This window comes from Pseudomonas kairouanensis (assembly GCF_004682055.1).
Taxonomy (GTDB): Bacteria; Pseudomonadota; Gammaproteobacteria; order Pseudomonadales; family Pseudomonadaceae; genus Aquipseudomonas; species Aquipseudomonas kairouanensis.
The window spans coordinates 1-13,089 of the sequence record NZ_QUZU01000017.1 but is presented as its reverse complement, the minus strand read 5'-3'; the positions used below and the strand labels follow the sequence as shown (position 1 = coordinate 13,089).

Below are 13,089 nucleotides of genomic sequence, written 5' to 3'. Positions count from 1 at the left end.
TCAAGTTCCGCGCCCACAGGCGCCGCATCTATAAGAGAGATAACAGATGAAAATCACCAAACTGACGACCTTTATCGTCCCGCCGCGCTGGTGCTTCCTTAAAGTCGAAACCGACCAGGGCGTGACCGGCTGGGGTGAGCCCGTGGTCGAAGGCCGAGCTCACACCGTGGCCGCTGCAGTTGAAGAACTGTCCGACTACCTGATCGGCAAAGACCCACGCAATATCGAAGACATCTGGACCGTGCTCTATCGCGGCGGCTTCTACCGGGGCGGCGCCGTGCACATGAGCGCCCTCGCCGGCATCGACCAGGCGCTGTGGGACATCAAGGGCAAGGCCCTCGGCGTGTCGGTCAGCGACCTGTTGGGTGGCCAGGTGCGCGACAAGATCCGCGTGTACTCCTGGATCGGCGGCGACCGCCCCGCCGACACCGCCCGCGCCGCCAAAGAGGCCGTGGCCCGTGGTTTCACCGCAGTAAAAATGAACGGCACCGAAGAGCTGCAGTTCGTTGATAGCTTCGAAAAAGTCGACCTGGCCCTGGCCAACGTGGCTGCCGTGCGTGATGCGGTAGGCCCGAACGTGGGTATCGGCGTGGACTTCCATGGCCGGGTGCACAAGCCCATGGCCAAGGTGCTGATGAAAGAGCTGGACCCGTACAAGCTGATGTTTATCGAAGAGCCGGTGCTCAGCGAAAACTACGAAGCCCTCAAAGAACTTGCGCCGCTGACCAGCACTCCGATTGCCTTGGGCGAGCGCCTGTTCTCGCGTTGGGACTTCAAGCGGGTGCTCAGTGAAGGCTACGTCGACATCATCCAGCCGGACGCCTCCCACGCCGGTGGTATCACCGAAACCCGCAAAATCGCCAACATGGCCGAAGCCTACGACGTGGCCCTGGCCCTGCACTGCCCGCTGGGTCCGATTGCCCTGGCCGCGTGCCTGCAACTGGACGCGGTTTGCTACAACGCGTTTATCCAGGAGCAAAGCCTGGGCATTCACTACAACGAGAGCAACGACCTGCTCGACTACGTGCGCGACCCTGGCGTGTTCGACTATGACCAGGGCTTTGTGAAGATCCCCAACGGGCCGGGCCTGGGGATCGAGATCAATGAGGAATACGTGATCGAACGCGCGGCCATCGGCCATCGCTGGCGCAATCCGATCTGGCGCCACGCTGATGGCAGCTTTGCCGAGTGGTGATTTCCTGACTGACTGAAATACGGTCAAAAATGTGGGAGGGGGCTTGCTCCCGATGGCGGTGGTTCAGCTAACCAGTCTGTGACTGACACACTGCAATCGGGAGCAAGCCCCCTCCCACATTTGACCCGGTTCCGTCAGTAAGACCTGTCCTCAATAAACATAAGAAGAGGCACCCCCTCATGCATCCTGAATCCTTTACCGGCCAGGCTTCTTTAGTCACGCCTACCAGAAAGCGTTTTTTCATCATGGTGCTGCTGTTTATCACCGTGGTCATCAACTACCTCGACCGCAGCAACCTGTCGATTGCCGCCCCGGCGCTCACCAGTGAGCTGGGCATCGACCCGGTTCACGTCGGCCTGATTTTCTCCGCGTTCGGCTGGACCTACGCCGCCATGCAGATCCCTGGCGGGTGGCTGGTGGACCGCGTGCCGCCGCGCATTCTCTATACCGCCGCGCTGTTGCTGTGGTCCATCGCCACGGTGATGCTGGGGTTTGCCGCCAGCTTTATCGCCCTGTTCGTCCTGCGCATGGCGGTGGGCGCACTGGAGGCCCCGGCGTATCCGATCAACAGCCGTGTGGTCACTACGTGGTTTCCCGAGCGTGAGCGCGCCACGGCGATTGGCTTCTACACCTCCGGGCAGTTTGTTGGGCTGGCGTTTCTGACGCCGGTGCTGGCTTGGCTGCAACATGCGTTCGGTTGGCACATGGTGTTTGTGGTCACCGGTGGCGTGGGCATCCTCTGGGCCGCCATCTGGTACGCGGTGTACCGCGAGCCCAAGGATTTCAAAGGCGCCAACACAGCCGAGATCGAGCTGATCCGCGATGGCGGCGGCCTGGTGGACATGCAGGAAAAAGCCGCCAAGGCGCCGTTCAGTTGGGTGGACCTGGGCATTGTGCTGAGCAAGCGCAAGCTGTGGGGCATCTACCTGGGGCAGTTCTGCCTGAACTCCACACTGTGGTTTTTCCTGACGTGGTTCCCGACCTACCTGGTGAAATATCGCGGCATGGACTTCATCAAGTCCGGCCTGCTGGCGTCGCTGCCCTTTCTCGCGGCGTTTGTCGGCGTGCTGTGTTCCGGGATCTTTTCCGACTGGCTGATTCGACGTGGCGCCTCGGTGGGCTTTGCGCGCAAGTTGCCGATCATTGGCGGGCTGCTGATTTCTACGGCGATCATCGGTGCCAACTATGTGGACTCGACGGCGTGGGTGATTGCCTTTTTGGCCGTGGCGTTCTTTGGCAATGGCTTGGCGTCGATTACCTGGTCGCTGGTGTCGACCTTGGCGCCTGCGCGGTTGCTGGGGCTGACGGGTGGGGTGTTCAACTTCATTGGCAACTTGTCGGCGATTGCGACGCCGATTGTGATTGGCTTTTTGGCCAGTGGGGATTCGTTTGCGCCGGCGATTACCTACATTGCGGTGCTGGCGTTGCTGGGGGCGCTTTCCTACGTATTGCTGGTAGGCAAAGTCGAACGCATCGAACTCAATTAACCTCTGTAGGAGCGAGCTTGCTCGCTCCTACAGGGGGCGGGTTAGTTGAGCACGCCTTCGAGAATTTCGTAGACGATGCCGGTCGATACGGCAATCAGCACCACGTCCGGCCCCGAGCGGCGCCATTCGTAGCCTGGATACACCGGCAGGCGTTCCAGGGCACGGCGGTCCAGGCGCTCACCGTAGTAGCCGTGCGGGAGCGGCTTGCCACGTTCCAGGCGCACATTGCGCGGTGGCGGTGCACCACGGGAGAACTGGTCGTGGTTATCGCGGATCACCTGACGCACCGGGCCGAAGTCCTGGGGCGGGCCGCCGCGGCCCTTGGACTGGGGCGCGCGATGGTCATCACCGCGCTGCTGCTCATGCTGGCCTTGCGGGCCGCCTCGGTCAGGGCCGCCCTGGTCATTCGGAGCGGCCTGCGCCAGGGCGCTGGCGCCCAGGACCAGCACACCAATACTGGCAATCAGGGTTTTAGGCATTTTCATGGGGGGCTTCCTCAACGGCACAAACAACAAAAAGGGATTTCGAACGAGGTTCGAAATCCCTTGGTCTTGTCAGTTTAGGTACTGAATACTCAGTTTGATTCCTCTGTATCAGGAACTTTACCTACCGCTTACGAGCCGCTTACTTACGAGCGCTGCGGACACCTTCCGACAGCTGCGCGCAAAGGCCCAGCACGCCATCAATGGCTTGCTGATCATTTTTCGCATTGGCGATGTGATCGATCAGCGCGGACCCCACCACCACGCCATCGGCCAGACGGGCGATGGCCGCCGCTTGTTCCGGAGTGCGGATACCAAAGCCGATGCTGATCGGCAGGTCGGTATGGCGACGCAGGCGGGCCACGGCTTCTTCGACGTGCTCCAGGGTGGCGGCGCCAGCACCGGTCACACCGGCCACCGACACGTAATACACAAAGCCAGAGCTGCCGTTGAGCACGGTGGGCAGGCGTGCGTCATCGGTGGTTGGCGTGGTCAGGCGGATGAAGTCGATGCCGGCGGCCTGGGCCGGATCGCACAGCTCGCCGTTATGCTCAGGTGGCATGTCGACCACGATCAGGCCGTCGACGCCAGCTTCCTTGGCATCGGCGATGAACGTCGGCACGCCGTATTTGTGGATCGGGTTGAAGTAGCCCATCAACACCAGCGGTGTGTCGTTGTTGTCTTTGCGGAACTCGCGAACCATTTGCAGGGTTTTGAGCAGGTTCTGCTTGGCTTCCAACGCACGGATGTTGGCCAGCTGAATCGCCGGGCCATCGGCCATCGGGTCGGTGAAGGGCATGCCCAGCTCGATCACGTCGGCGCCAGCGGCGGGCAAGCCTTTGAGGATCGCCAGCGAGGTGTCATAGCCCGGGTCGCCAGCGGTGACGAAGGTCACCAGGGCGGCGCGGTTTTGTTCTTTGAGTTGGTCGAAGCGGGTTTGCAGGCGGCTCATTTAGTGTTTCTCCTGCTGAGACTGTTCCATATGGTGCATCACGGTCTGCATGTCTTTGTCGCCACGGCCGGACAGGTTGACCACCATCAGGTGATCTTTCGGCAGGGTTGGTGCGCGTTTGAACACTTCGGCCAGGGCGTGGGCGCTTTCCAGTGCAGGAATAATCCCTTCCAGGCGGCAGCATTTGTGGAAGGCGTCGAGGGCTTCGTCGTCGGTCACCGAGGTGTACTGGACGCGGCCGATGTCATGCAACCAGGCGTGTTCCGGGCCGATGCCAGGGTAGTCCAGGCCGGCGGAAATGGAGTGGGCGTCGATGATCTGGCCATCGTCATCCTGCAACAGGAAAGTACGGTTGCCGTGCAGTACACCCGGTACGCCGCCGTTGAGGCTGGCGGCGTGTTTGCCGGTCTCGATCCCGTGGCCTGCCGCTTCAACGCCGATGATCTCGACGTTTTTGTCATCCAGGAACGGATGGAACAGGCCCATGGCGTTGGAGCCGCCACCGATGCACGCCACCAGGCTGTCCGGCAGGCGGCCTTCCTGGGCTTGCAGCTGGTCGCGGGTTTCCTTGCCGATCACGGCCTGGAAGTCACGCACCATCGCCGGGTACGGGTGTGGGCCGGCCACGGTGCCGATCAGGTAGAAGGTGCTGTCGACGTTGGTCACCCAGTCGCGCAGGGCTTCGTTCATCGCATCTTTCAGGGTGCCGGTGCCGGCGACCACTGGGATGACTTCGGCGCCCAGCAGCTTCATGCGGAACACGTTGGCCTGCTGGCGCTCGATGTCGGTGGTGCCCATGTAGATCACGCATTGCAGGCCGAATCGTGCGGCGACGGTGGCAGTGGCCACACCGTGCATGCCGGCGCCGGTCTCGGCGATGATGCGTTTTTTGCCCATGCGCCGCGCCAGCAGGATCTGGCCGATGCAATTATTGATCTTGTGCGCGCCGGTGTGGTTCAGCTCTTCGCGCTTGAGATAGATCTTGGCGCCGCCGCAGAACTCGGTCAGGCGTTCGGCAAAGTACAGCGGGCTCGGACGGCCCACGTAGTCGCGCTGGAAGTAGGCCAGTTCTTTTTTGAATGCCGGATCTTCCTTGGCCGCTTCATATTCGCGGGCCAGGTCGAGGATCAACGGCATCAGGGTTTCAGCGACGTAGCGGCCGCCGAATGCGCCGAACATGCCGCTGGCGTCAGGGCCGTTGCGTAGATCGGTCTGGGACTGAGTCATGGGACGCTCCAGGAAAGACTGTGTTTGAGTGGCAATGACGGCCACTCTACCCCTCACACTGGCGTGTGAAAACCGATAAGATCGCCGCAACCTGTCAGGAAAACTCACAGATGAGCCGAGACCTTCCCCCCCTTAATGCCCTGCGTGCGTTCGAAGCCACCGCGCGGCTGAACAGTGTCAGCCAGGCGGCAGAGCTACTGCATGTGACCCATGGTGCGGTCAGCCGACAGCTGAAGGTGTTGGAGGAACACTTGGGCGTGAGTCTGTTCGTCAAGGATGGGCGCGGCATTAAACTCACAGATGCCGGTATCCGGCTGCGCGATGCCAGCGCCGAAGCATTCGAGCGTTTGCGGGATGTTTGCGCCGAGCTCACCCAAATCAGCGCCAATGCGCCATTCGTGCTGGGTTGCTCGGGCAGTTTGCTGGCGCGCTGGTTGATTCCACGCTTGGGCCGTTTGAATGCGGACCTGCCAGACCTGCGCCTACACCTTTCGGCGGGTGACGGTGACCTCGACCCCAGGCGCCCCGGGCTGGATGCCTTGCTGGTGTTCGCCGAGCCGCCGTGGCCGGCCGACATGCAGGTGTACGAATTGGCCAGCGAGCGTATCGGCCCGGTGATGAGCCCCCGATTCGTCGGTTACGAGCGCCTGCGCCATGCGCCTGCCCCGGCGCTGTGTGGCGAAGCACTGTTGCACACCACATCGCGTCCGCAAGCCTGGCCCAGCTGGGCACAGCAGCACGGCATCGAGCCCGGCGCGCTGAAGCACGGCCAGGGGTTTGAGCATTTGTATTATTTGCTGGAGGCCGCGGTGGCGGGATTGGGCGTAGCGATTGCGCCCGAGCCGCTGGTAACTGAAGACTTACGGGCCGGTCGCCTGGTGGCGCCGTGGGGTTTCAGCGAAACCCCGGCGCACCTGGCGTTGTGGCTACCCAAGCGCGCCGCAGACGGGCGCGCCGGGCAACTCGCGCAGTGGCTCAAGGAAGAGCTGGTGCGCCAGCCGGTTTAGTCACCGCGTTTGCACAGCAGGTAGGCCGCCAGCAAACCCAGCGCGCCTACTGCCACACCGGCCGTAGTCCATGGGTGTTCTTGCGCGTAGTCCCGGGTTGCAACACCGGTTTCGCGGATTTTGACTTTGCTTTCTTCGTAGGCATCGCTGATCAAGTGGCGCGAATGCTTGAGGGCATTCTCGGCATTGCTTTTCAGGGCCTTCAAGGTTTTGCGCGACTCGTCAGACGCATCGTCCTTGAGGCTTTCCAGAGACTTGAGCAGGCTCGAAATCTCGGCTTCCATGCTTTCCAGCGACGCTTTGCGTAAAGAAGTGTTGGCCATGTGGACTCTCCTGAAGTGATTGAGTGGCGTGTGTAGATACCGACTGCGCCCGTTTCAGAAAGTGCAGTAAATCTGAACTTTCCCGTAGGAACGGCCGCCAGAAGCAGTAGGAGATTGACTGCTACGCTTGATTCACGACCCTCTTGATTCACGACCCTTAGGAGAACTGCCATGAGTGATCATCACACCTACAAGAAAGTCGAACTGGTGGGTTCGTCCACCTCCAGCATCGAGGACGCCATCAATAATGCCTTGGCCGAGGCCCACAAGAGCATCAAGCACCTGGAGTGGTTCGAAGTGACCGAAACCCGCGGGCACATCAAGGACGGCAAGGCCGCGCACTTCCAAGTCACCCTCAAGGTGGGGTTCCGTATTGCCAGTAGTTGATCGCACCGGTTGAACTTTGCCAACTGGCCGATTGCCATAACCTGCGCTACACCCAATGGGTGCCGACGCCACAAGCGTCGGCACGCTCTTTTCGATCAGCGCAAGGAAAGTAACGGATGAAGAAGTTCCTGTTAGCGGTAGGTTTGTTAAGCATTGCGGGTACAGCCCTGGCGGCGGGCAAGCCTTGTGAAGAGCTCAAAAGCGAGATTGCAGCGAAAATCGATGCCAAGGGCGCTTCGGGTTATTCGCTGGAAGTGGTGGATAAAGGCGCTGCAGCTGAAGGTTACGAAGTCGTCGGTAGCTGCGAGGCCGGTACCAAGGAAATTGCTTACAAGCGCGGTTAATCCCGTGTTGCAGACATAAAAAACCGACTCAGGTGAGTCGGTTTTTTTTTGCCCGATGGTTTACCCCTTCATCAACTGCGCCAACAGCTCGTAGGAATGAATCCGGTCGGCGTGCTCGTACAGGTCGCAGGTGAAGATCAACTCATCGGCACCGGTTTGTTCGATCAGCACCTCCAGCTTGGCGCGGATCTTCGCCGGGCTGCCCACCATCGCCAGGCCCAGGAAGCTGCCCACGGCGTCTTTTTCATGAGGCAGCCACAGCCCGTCCATGGTTTTGACCGGTGGGCGTTGCACCAGGCTCTGCCCGCGCATCAACGCGAGGATGCGCTGGTAGACCGAGGTGGCCAGGTATTCGGCCTGCTCGTCGGTATCTGCCGCTACCAGAGGAATGCCGAGCATCACGTAGGGCTTATCCAATACGGCCGAAGGCTTGAAGTGGTTGCGATACACCCGAATTGCCTCGTGCATCAAACGCGGTGCGAAATGGGAGGCGAAGGCGTAGGGCAAACCGCGCTCGCCGGCCAGTTGCGCGCTGAACAGGCTCGAACCCAACAGCCACACCGGGACGTTGGTACCGGTACCCGGTACGGCGATGATCCGTTGGTCGGGGGTGCGCGGGCCTAGGTAGGCCATCAGCTCGGCGACGTCTTCGGGGAATTCATCGGCGCTGCCGGAGCGCTCACGGCGCAGGGCGCGGGCGGTCATCTGGTCGGAACCGGGGGCGCGGCCCAGGCCCAGGTCGATACGGCCGGGGTAGAGGCTTTCGAGGGTGCCGAACTGTTCGGCGATCACCAAAGGTGCGTGGTTGGGCAGCATCACGCCGCCGGAGCCGACACGAATCGTCGAGGTGCCGCCGGCCAGGTAGCCCAGCAGCACCGAGGTGGCCGAGCTGGCAATACCGTCCATATTGTGGTGTTCAGCCACCCAGAAACGGTTGTAGCCAAATTTTTCCACATGCTGGGCCAGGTCCAGGGAATTGCGCAGCGACTGCGCCGGACTGCCGTTTGCGCGCACGGGCACCAGGTCGAGGGTCGAGAATTTAACGTCGGACAGCGATTTCATAAGCCTGCTTCTCCAAAAGGGCCGCAGGCTTTTTAGACGAACCAAAACCTGCCGCTTCATGTGCATGGTCTATGCAATGAGGGCATATACCCGAGTTTCAATAGCAGACTTGGAAATTTCCTACTAGATCGCTAGGTTTCTCCGACAAGATGAACTTTGCCAGGCCGACTATCCTCAGAACCCTTAACCACACAAAACCACCGTTCGAGGAGACCGCTATGAGTATCGTGAAAAAAGCATCCGCGCATTGGGAAGGTGACCTTAAGACTGGCCTGGGTTCCATCTCTACGGAAACCGGCGTGCTGCGCGAAGCGCCCTACGGCTTCAAGGCCCGTTTTGAAGGCGGCAAGGGCACCAACCCGGAAGAATTGATTGGCGCAGCCCATGCCGGTTGTTTCTCCATGGCGTTCTCCATGATCCTCGGCGATGCCGGGCTCAAGGCTGACAGCATTGATACCCAGGCTGAAGTCACCCTGGATCAGGTAGAGGGCGGCTTTGCGATCACCGCTGTACACCTGATCCTCAAAGCCAAGATCCCGGGCGCCAGCCAGGCGCAGTTCGATGAGCTGAGCAAGAAGGCCAAGGAAGGGTGCCCGGTGTCCAAGGTGTTGAATGCAACAATCAGCCTGGATGCCACCCTGGTTAGCTAACGCTGCGGATTTTTATGTAAACAAGACTGTGGGAGGGGGTTGCCCCCGATAGCGGTGGATCAGCCAAGCAGGTGGTGGCTGTCTTGCCGCCATCGGGGGCAAGCCCCCTCCCACATTTGGTTTTGTGTTAGATCAGAACTCGCATCTACAAACTGTGGTCGAATGGCCATTACTGCCTAGGCGCACACCCGTGCGCAGTGCATTCAGGGAGCTTCACACATGAAACGTTTTGCCTTGGCGATCATCTGCGGTGTGTTGGCCACTTCGGCCGTGGCCGCTCCCAAAGATTGTGAAGAGCTCAGGAAAGAGATCGAGGTCAAGATCCAAGCCAACGCGGTGCCGTCCTACACCCTGGAAATCGTCAGCAAGGAAGAAGCCGAGAAACACGATGTAGCCATGGTGGTCGGCAGCTGTGAGAACGGAACCAAGGCCATCATCTATCAGAAAAACAACGACTGATCACAGGCAGTTGACGCTGCGTTCTTCGGCCAGCAACTGGCGAGCAGCGTTATACAGGCGGATGTTGGGGGTGTAGCCCAATGAGCGTCCCTCCAGGCGATAACGTTGGCCGGCCTCGAAATGCGCGTATTCAAGGGTCATGAAGCAGGTACGCTCGGCGGTTTGCCCAAGCCCGCCCAGGCTGCCGCCGGTAGGCACCTCAAAGTCAAAGCGCACCATCAATTCGTGGCTGCCCGGCGGCATCTGGAAAAAGCGCCCGTCGTTGAGGTTCTTGCCGTCCAGGCGCTGGGCCATCACCAGTTTGGCACCGGGCGTCGGGGTGGCGAAGTCGACCCAGGCCTGTTGCGGATCCACCGGCGGAATGGGCGTCGATGTGCAAGCACTGAGGAACAGGGCGGCGACGGGAAGCAAGAGCTGGCGCATGGCAGGCACTCGAAGAGGGGTTGATGGCTGCCTGTGAGTATAAACAGGTCATGCCATGGAAAAGTTGCGCGCTGGCGCGATAGTCTGGCGAGCACATTTCCCAGGAGCAGTCGGGCATGATCAGGCGTTTTCTTCCAGGGTTGTTGGGGGTACTGCTCAGCGGCTGCTCCAGCGTCAGCTACTACAGCCAGTTGGCCAGCGGCCAGTGGAAGTTGTTGCGGGCCCGAGAGCCGGTTTCCGAGGTGATTGCCGATCCGTCCCGGCCGCAATCATTACGTGAGCATCTGGCGCAATCGCAGCAAGCACGCGCCTTTGCCAGTGAACATCTGCACTTGCCCGACAACCAGAGTTACCGCTTGTACGCGGACATTGGTCGGCCCTACGTCGTTTGGAACGTGTTTGCCACGACGGAATTTTCCCTTTCGCCCGAAACCCATTGCTTTCCCATCGCCGGTTGCGTGGCCTATCGCGGCTACTACAGCCAGGGTGCCGCGCGCGGCGAGGCGGCGCTGCTCAAGCAGCGGGGCATGGACGTGTCGATTGGCGGAGTCGAGGCCTATTCCACATTGGGCTGGTTCAATGACCCGATCATGAACTCGATGATGCACTGGGGCGATGAGCGCCTGGCCACGCTGATCTTTCATGAGTTGGCGCATCAGCGCTTCTATGTGAAGGATGACACCGAGTTCAACGAGTCCTACGCCAACTTCGTTGAGCAGGAAGGCACCCGGCAATGGCGTGCGGCGCGGGGGCTGGCGCCGGCCAGCCTGGCGGCGGTGAAGCAGCGGGACGAGTTCACCCAACTGGTTCTCGACACCCGTCAACGGCTGGAGAAACTCTATGCCCAACCGTTGTCAGCCGACATGATGCGTCGCGCCAAGGCGGCAGAGTTTGAGCGTTTGCGCAGTGACTATCGGCAAATGCGCGACAGTCGTTGGGGTGGAGATAAACGTTATGACGCCTGGATCAACCTGCCGATGAACAATGCGCGGTTGTTGCCGTTTGGGCTGTATGACCAGTGGGTGCCGGCGTTTGCGGCGTTGTTTGCGCAAGAAGGCGGGGATTGGGTGAGGTTTTATGCGGCGGTGGAGAAGATGGGTGGGTTGCCGGTGGCGCAGCGCAGGGCGGCGTTGAGGCAGTTGGAAGGTGGTGATCTATAGGGCCTCTTCGCGAGCAAGCCCGCTCCCACATTCGACCGCATTCTCATGTTGGAAATCGGTCAACTGTGTGTGCGGGCTTGCTCGCGAAAGGGGTTTTAAGGCCGCTGCAAAAACGCCTGATGCATCTGCGCCAACGTCTCAAAATGCCAAGTCGGCGCCTCGGCATTCAATTCCTCAAAACTACCAAACCCATACCCCACCGCCGCCGAGTCCAGCCCATTGCTGCGCGCACCGATCAGGTCGTGCTTGCGGTCGCCGATCATCAGGGTGGTGGCCGGGTCCAGGCCTTCTTCGCTCATCAAGTGGGCAATCAGCTCGACCTTGTTGGTGCGCGTGCCGTCCAGTTCACTGCCGTAGATCACCTTGAAGTGCTTGGCAAAATCAAAGTGCCGGGCGATCTCTCGGGCAAATACCCAGGGTTTGGAAGTGGCCACGTACAGCTGGCGGCCTTGGGCGCCCAAGTCTTCCAGCAGCGGCATCACGCCATCGAATACGCGGTTTTCATACAGCCCGGTGACCTTGAAGCGTTCACGGTAGAAATTCACGGCTTCCCAAGCCTTGGCCTCATCGAAGTCGTAGAACTGCATAAAGGCTTGCAGCAGTGGCGGGCCGATAAAGTGCTCAAGCTTGGTCAGGTCCGGCTCGTCGATCCCCAGTTTGCCGAGGGCGTATTGGATCGAGCGGGTGATGCCCTCACGCGGGTCGGTGAGGGTGCCATCCAGGTCGAACAGCACGGTTTGGTAATGCAGGGTCATCGGTCGAATCCTTCAGCCAGGTGCAGGTCTTTGAGCTTCACGTAGTTGGCAGCGCTGTAGGTGAAAAAGGCACGCTCCTTGTCGGTCAGTGCGCGCACTTGTTTAACCGGGCTGCCCACGTACAAAAAGCCACTGTCGAGTTTCTTGCCCGGCGGCACCAGGCTGCCGGCACCGATGATCACGTCGTCTTCCACCACGGCGCCGTCCATCACAATGCTGCCCATGCCGATCAGGATGCGGTTACCCACGGTGCAGCCATGCAGCATGACCTTATGGGCGATGGTCACATCATCGCCGATCAGCAGCGGGAAACCGTCCGGGTTGAAGGGCCCGGCATGGGTGATGTGCAGCACGCAGCCGTCCTGCACGCTGGTGCGCGCACCGATACGGATGCGGTGCATGTCGCCGCGAATGACCGTCAGCGGCCATACCGAACTGTCGGCGCCGATTTCGACATCGCCGATCACCACCGCCGAAATATCGACAAAAGCCCCGGCGCCCAGGGTTGGCGTGTGGTTCTGATAGGTGCGAAGGGTCACGATAGCCTCTCTCTTATCTGCTGATAGCTGCGGTGGGCGTTGATTGTAATTAAGATGGCCCCATCTTTGTTCTTACATGTTTCTTCAGCCAAGGTGCCCACCGTGAGCGCGAACAACCCTCTTCTGCAGCCCTACGACCTGCCGCCGTTCTCGGCGATCCGTGCCGAGCACGTTCAGCCGGCCATTGAACAGATCCTCGCCGACAACCGTGTTGCCATCGAAGGCATCCTGCAAAGCCAGGGGAAAAATCCGACGTGGGCCGGCCTGGTCCTGGCCATGGATGAACTGAACGACCGCCTGGGCGCCGCCTGGAGCCCGGTCAGCCACCTTAACGCCGTGTGCAACAGCGCCGAACTGCGTGAAGCCTACGAAGGCTGCCTGCCGGCGTTGAGCGCCTACTCCACCGAGATGGGTCAGAACCGCGCACTGTTCCAGGCTTTTGAAGCCCTGGCCAACAGCCCGGAAGCTGCCGGTTTCGACGTGGCGCAAAAAACTATCCTGGAACACTCCCTGCGTGACTTCCGCCTGTCGGGTATCGATTTGCCGCCGGAGCAGCAAAAACGCTACGCCGAAGTGCAGAGCAAACTCTCCGAACTGGGCAGCAAGTTCTCCAACCAGTTGCTGGACGCCACCCAGG

Annotated in this window: 16 protein-coding genes and 1 pseudogene; 9 read left to right on the top strand and 8 right to left on the bottom strand. The window is 60.5% G+C overall.

From position 1 onward, the window contains the following. Positions 1-46: 46 nt before the first annotated feature. A complete protein-coding gene (dgoD, locus tag DYL59_RS15155) occupies positions 47-1,195 on the top strand; it encodes a galactonate dehydratase (protein ID WP_003170741.1) in 1,149 nt (382 codons plus the stop codon). A gap of 179 nt (positions 1,196-1,374) precedes the next feature. Continuing rightward, positions 1,375-2,682, top strand: a complete 1,308-nt coding sequence (locus DYL59_RS15150; RefSeq protein ID WP_135289925.1) for an MFS transporter — start codon at positions 1,375-1,377, stop codon at positions 2,680-2,682. 41 nt (positions 2,683-2,723) lie between these two features. Here the strand turns inward: DYL59_RS15150 and DYL59_RS15145 are convergent, their stop codons facing one another. The 3 genes from DYL59_RS15145 to trpB form a co-directional block, all read right to left on the bottom strand. Further along, complete coding sequence (locus tag DYL59_RS15145) at positions 2,724-3,167, bottom strand: anti-virulence regulator CigR family protein (protein ID WP_135289924.1); 444 nt, start codon at positions 3,165-3,167, stop codon at positions 2,724-2,726. A gap of 139 nt (positions 3,168-3,306) precedes the next feature. Beyond that, positions 3,307-4,116, bottom strand: coding sequence for a tryptophan synthase subunit alpha (gene trpA / locus DYL59_RS15140; protein WP_135289923.1), 810 nt, complete (start codon positions 4,114-4,116; stop codon positions 3,307-3,309). After that, on the bottom strand, positions 4,117-5,343 hold the full coding sequence (trpB, locus tag DYL59_RS15135; RefSeq protein ID WP_135289922.1) for a tryptophan synthase subunit beta: 1,227 nt from the start codon (positions 5,341-5,343) through the stop codon (positions 4,117-4,119). 110 nt (positions 5,344-5,453) lie between these two features. Between trpB and DYL59_RS15130 the strand changes: the two genes are divergently transcribed. After that, a complete protein-coding gene (locus DYL59_RS15130) occupies positions 5,454-6,350 on the top strand; it encodes a LysR family transcriptional regulator (RefSeq protein ID WP_135289921.1) in 897 nt (298 codons plus the stop codon). Here DYL59_RS15130 and DYL59_RS15125 read toward each other — a convergent pair. Continuing rightward, positions 6,347-6,673 (bottom strand): ElaB/YgaM/YqjD family protein, encoded by a 327-nt coding sequence (locus DYL59_RS15125; RefSeq protein WP_003170746.1) that lies wholly within the window; start codon positions 6,671-6,673, stop codon positions 6,347-6,349. The genes DYL59_RS15130 and DYL59_RS15125 overlap by 4 nt on opposite strands. Before the next feature lie 171 nt (positions 6,674-6,844). Here DYL59_RS15125 and DYL59_RS15120 point away from each other — a divergent pair, with 171 nt between their 5' ends. Next, on the top strand, positions 6,845-7,060 hold the full coding sequence (locus tag DYL59_RS15120) for a dodecin (RefSeq protein WP_135289920.1): 216 nt from the start codon (positions 6,845-6,847) through the stop codon (positions 7,058-7,060). A 116-nt stretch (positions 7,061-7,176) separates the two neighbouring features. Further along, positions 7,177-7,404 (top strand): DUF1161 domain-containing protein, encoded by a 228-nt coding sequence (locus tag DYL59_RS15115; RefSeq protein ID WP_135289919.1) that lies wholly within the window; start codon positions 7,177-7,179, stop codon positions 7,402-7,404. A gap of 60 nt (positions 7,405-7,464) precedes the next feature. Here the strand turns inward: DYL59_RS15115 and DYL59_RS15110 are convergent, their stop codons facing one another. Then, on the bottom strand, positions 7,465-8,466 hold the full coding sequence (locus tag DYL59_RS15110; RefSeq protein WP_101265098.1) for an LLM class flavin-dependent oxidoreductase: 1,002 nt from the start codon (positions 8,464-8,466) through the stop codon (positions 7,465-7,467). A gap of 218 nt (positions 8,467-8,684) precedes the next feature. Here DYL59_RS15110 and DYL59_RS15105 point away from each other — a divergent pair, with 218 nt between their 5' ends. Both DYL59_RS15105 and DYL59_RS15100 read left to right on the top strand, forming a co-directional pair. Beyond that, positions 8,685-9,116, top strand: a complete 432-nt coding sequence (locus DYL59_RS15105; protein ID WP_135289918.1) for an OsmC family protein — start codon at positions 8,685-8,687, stop codon at positions 9,114-9,116. Positions 9,117-9,335: 219 nt separating this feature from the next. After that, a complete protein-coding gene (locus DYL59_RS15100; RefSeq protein WP_135289917.1) occupies positions 9,336-9,575 on the top strand; it encodes a DUF1161 domain-containing protein in 240 nt (79 codons plus the stop codon). On the opposite strand, the gene DYL59_RS15095 is transcribed toward DYL59_RS15100, so the two are convergent. Next, positions 9,576-9,998 carry a PA0061/PA0062 family lipoprotein gene (locus DYL59_RS15095; protein ID WP_135289916.1) on the bottom strand — a complete coding sequence of 141 codons (423 nt, stop codon included), beginning with the start codon at positions 9,996-9,998 and terminating at the stop codon, positions 9,576-9,578. Between the two features lie 116 nt (positions 9,999-10,114). Between DYL59_RS15095 and DYL59_RS15090 the strand changes: the two genes are divergently transcribed. Next, the gene (locus DYL59_RS15090) at positions 10,115-11,158 is read left to right on the top strand and encodes an aminopeptidase (RefSeq protein WP_135289915.1); all 1,044 of its coding nucleotides are present in this window, start codon (positions 10,115-10,117) and stop codon (positions 11,156-11,158) included. 95 nt (positions 11,159-11,253) lie between these two features. On the opposite strand, the gene DYL59_RS15085 is transcribed toward DYL59_RS15090, so the two are convergent. Both DYL59_RS15085 and DYL59_RS15080 read right to left on the bottom strand, forming a co-directional pair. After that, the gene (locus DYL59_RS15085; RefSeq protein ID WP_135289914.1) at positions 11,254-11,913 is read right to left on the bottom strand and encodes an HAD family hydrolase; all 660 of its coding nucleotides are present in this window, start codon (positions 11,911-11,913) and stop codon (positions 11,254-11,256) included. Further along, positions 11,910-12,452 (bottom strand): gamma carbonic anhydrase family protein, encoded by a 543-nt coding sequence (locus DYL59_RS15080; RefSeq protein ID WP_135289913.1) that lies wholly within the window; start codon positions 12,450-12,452, stop codon positions 11,910-11,912. Before DYL59_RS15080 ends, DYL59_RS15085 begins: the two co-directional genes overlap by 4 nt. Before the next feature lie 102 nt (positions 12,453-12,554). Here DYL59_RS15080 and DYL59_RS15075 point away from each other — a divergent pair. Beyond that, positions 12,555-13,089, top strand: a pseudogene (locus DYL59_RS15075) (oligopeptidase A); the annotation flags it as partial.

Excerpts from the sequence above, each read along its gene's own strand:
- dgoD (WP_003170741.1), top strand. The coding sequence starts at position 47 with ATGAAAATCACCAAACTGACGACCTTTATCGTCCCGCCGCGCTGGTGC.
- DYL59_RS15150 (WP_135289925.1), top strand. The coding sequence starts at position 1,375 with ATGCATCCTGAATCCTTTACCGGCCAGGCTTCTTTAGTCACGCCTACC.
- DYL59_RS15145 (WP_135289924.1), bottom strand. The coding sequence starts at position 3,167 with ATGAAAATGCCTAAAACCCTGATTGCCAGTATTGGTGTGCTGGTCCTG.
- trpA (WP_135289923.1), bottom strand. The coding sequence starts at position 4,116 with ATGAGCCGCCTGCAAACCCGCTTCGACCAACTCAAAGAACAAAACCGC.
- trpB (WP_135289922.1), bottom strand. The coding sequence starts at position 5,343 with ATGACTCAGTCCCAGACCGATCTACGCAACGGCCCTGACGCCAGCGGC.
- DYL59_RS15130 (WP_135289921.1), top strand. The coding sequence starts at position 5,454 with ATGAGCCGAGACCTTCCCCCCCTTAATGCCCTGCGTGCGTTCGAAGCC.
- DYL59_RS15125 (WP_003170746.1), bottom strand. The coding sequence starts at position 6,673 with ATGGCCAACACTTCTTTACGCAAAGCGTCGCTGGAAAGCATGGAAGCC.
- DYL59_RS15120 (WP_135289920.1), top strand. The coding sequence starts at position 6,845 with ATGAGTGATCATCACACCTACAAGAAAGTCGAACTGGTGGGTTCGTCC.
- DYL59_RS15115 (WP_135289919.1), top strand. The coding sequence starts at position 7,177 with ATGAAGAAGTTCCTGTTAGCGGTAGGTTTGTTAAGCATTGCGGGTACA.
- DYL59_RS15110 (WP_101265098.1), bottom strand. The coding sequence starts at position 8,466 with ATGAAATCGCTGTCCGACGTTAAATTCTCGACCCTCGACCTGGTGCCC.
- DYL59_RS15105 (WP_135289918.1), top strand. The coding sequence starts at position 8,685 with ATGAGTATCGTGAAAAAAGCATCCGCGCATTGGGAAGGTGACCTTAAG.
- DYL59_RS15100 (WP_135289917.1), top strand. The coding sequence starts at position 9,336 with ATGAAACGTTTTGCCTTGGCGATCATCTGCGGTGTGTTGGCCACTTCG.
- DYL59_RS15095 (WP_135289916.1), bottom strand. The coding sequence starts at position 9,998 with ATGCGCCAGCTCTTGCTTCCCGTCGCCGCCCTGTTCCTCAGTGCTTGC.
- DYL59_RS15090 (WP_135289915.1), top strand. The coding sequence starts at position 10,115 with ATGATCAGGCGTTTTCTTCCAGGGTTGTTGGGGGTACTGCTCAGCGGC.
- DYL59_RS15085 (WP_135289914.1), bottom strand. The coding sequence starts at position 11,913 with ATGACCCTGCATTACCAAACCGTGCTGTTCGACCTGGATGGCACCCTC.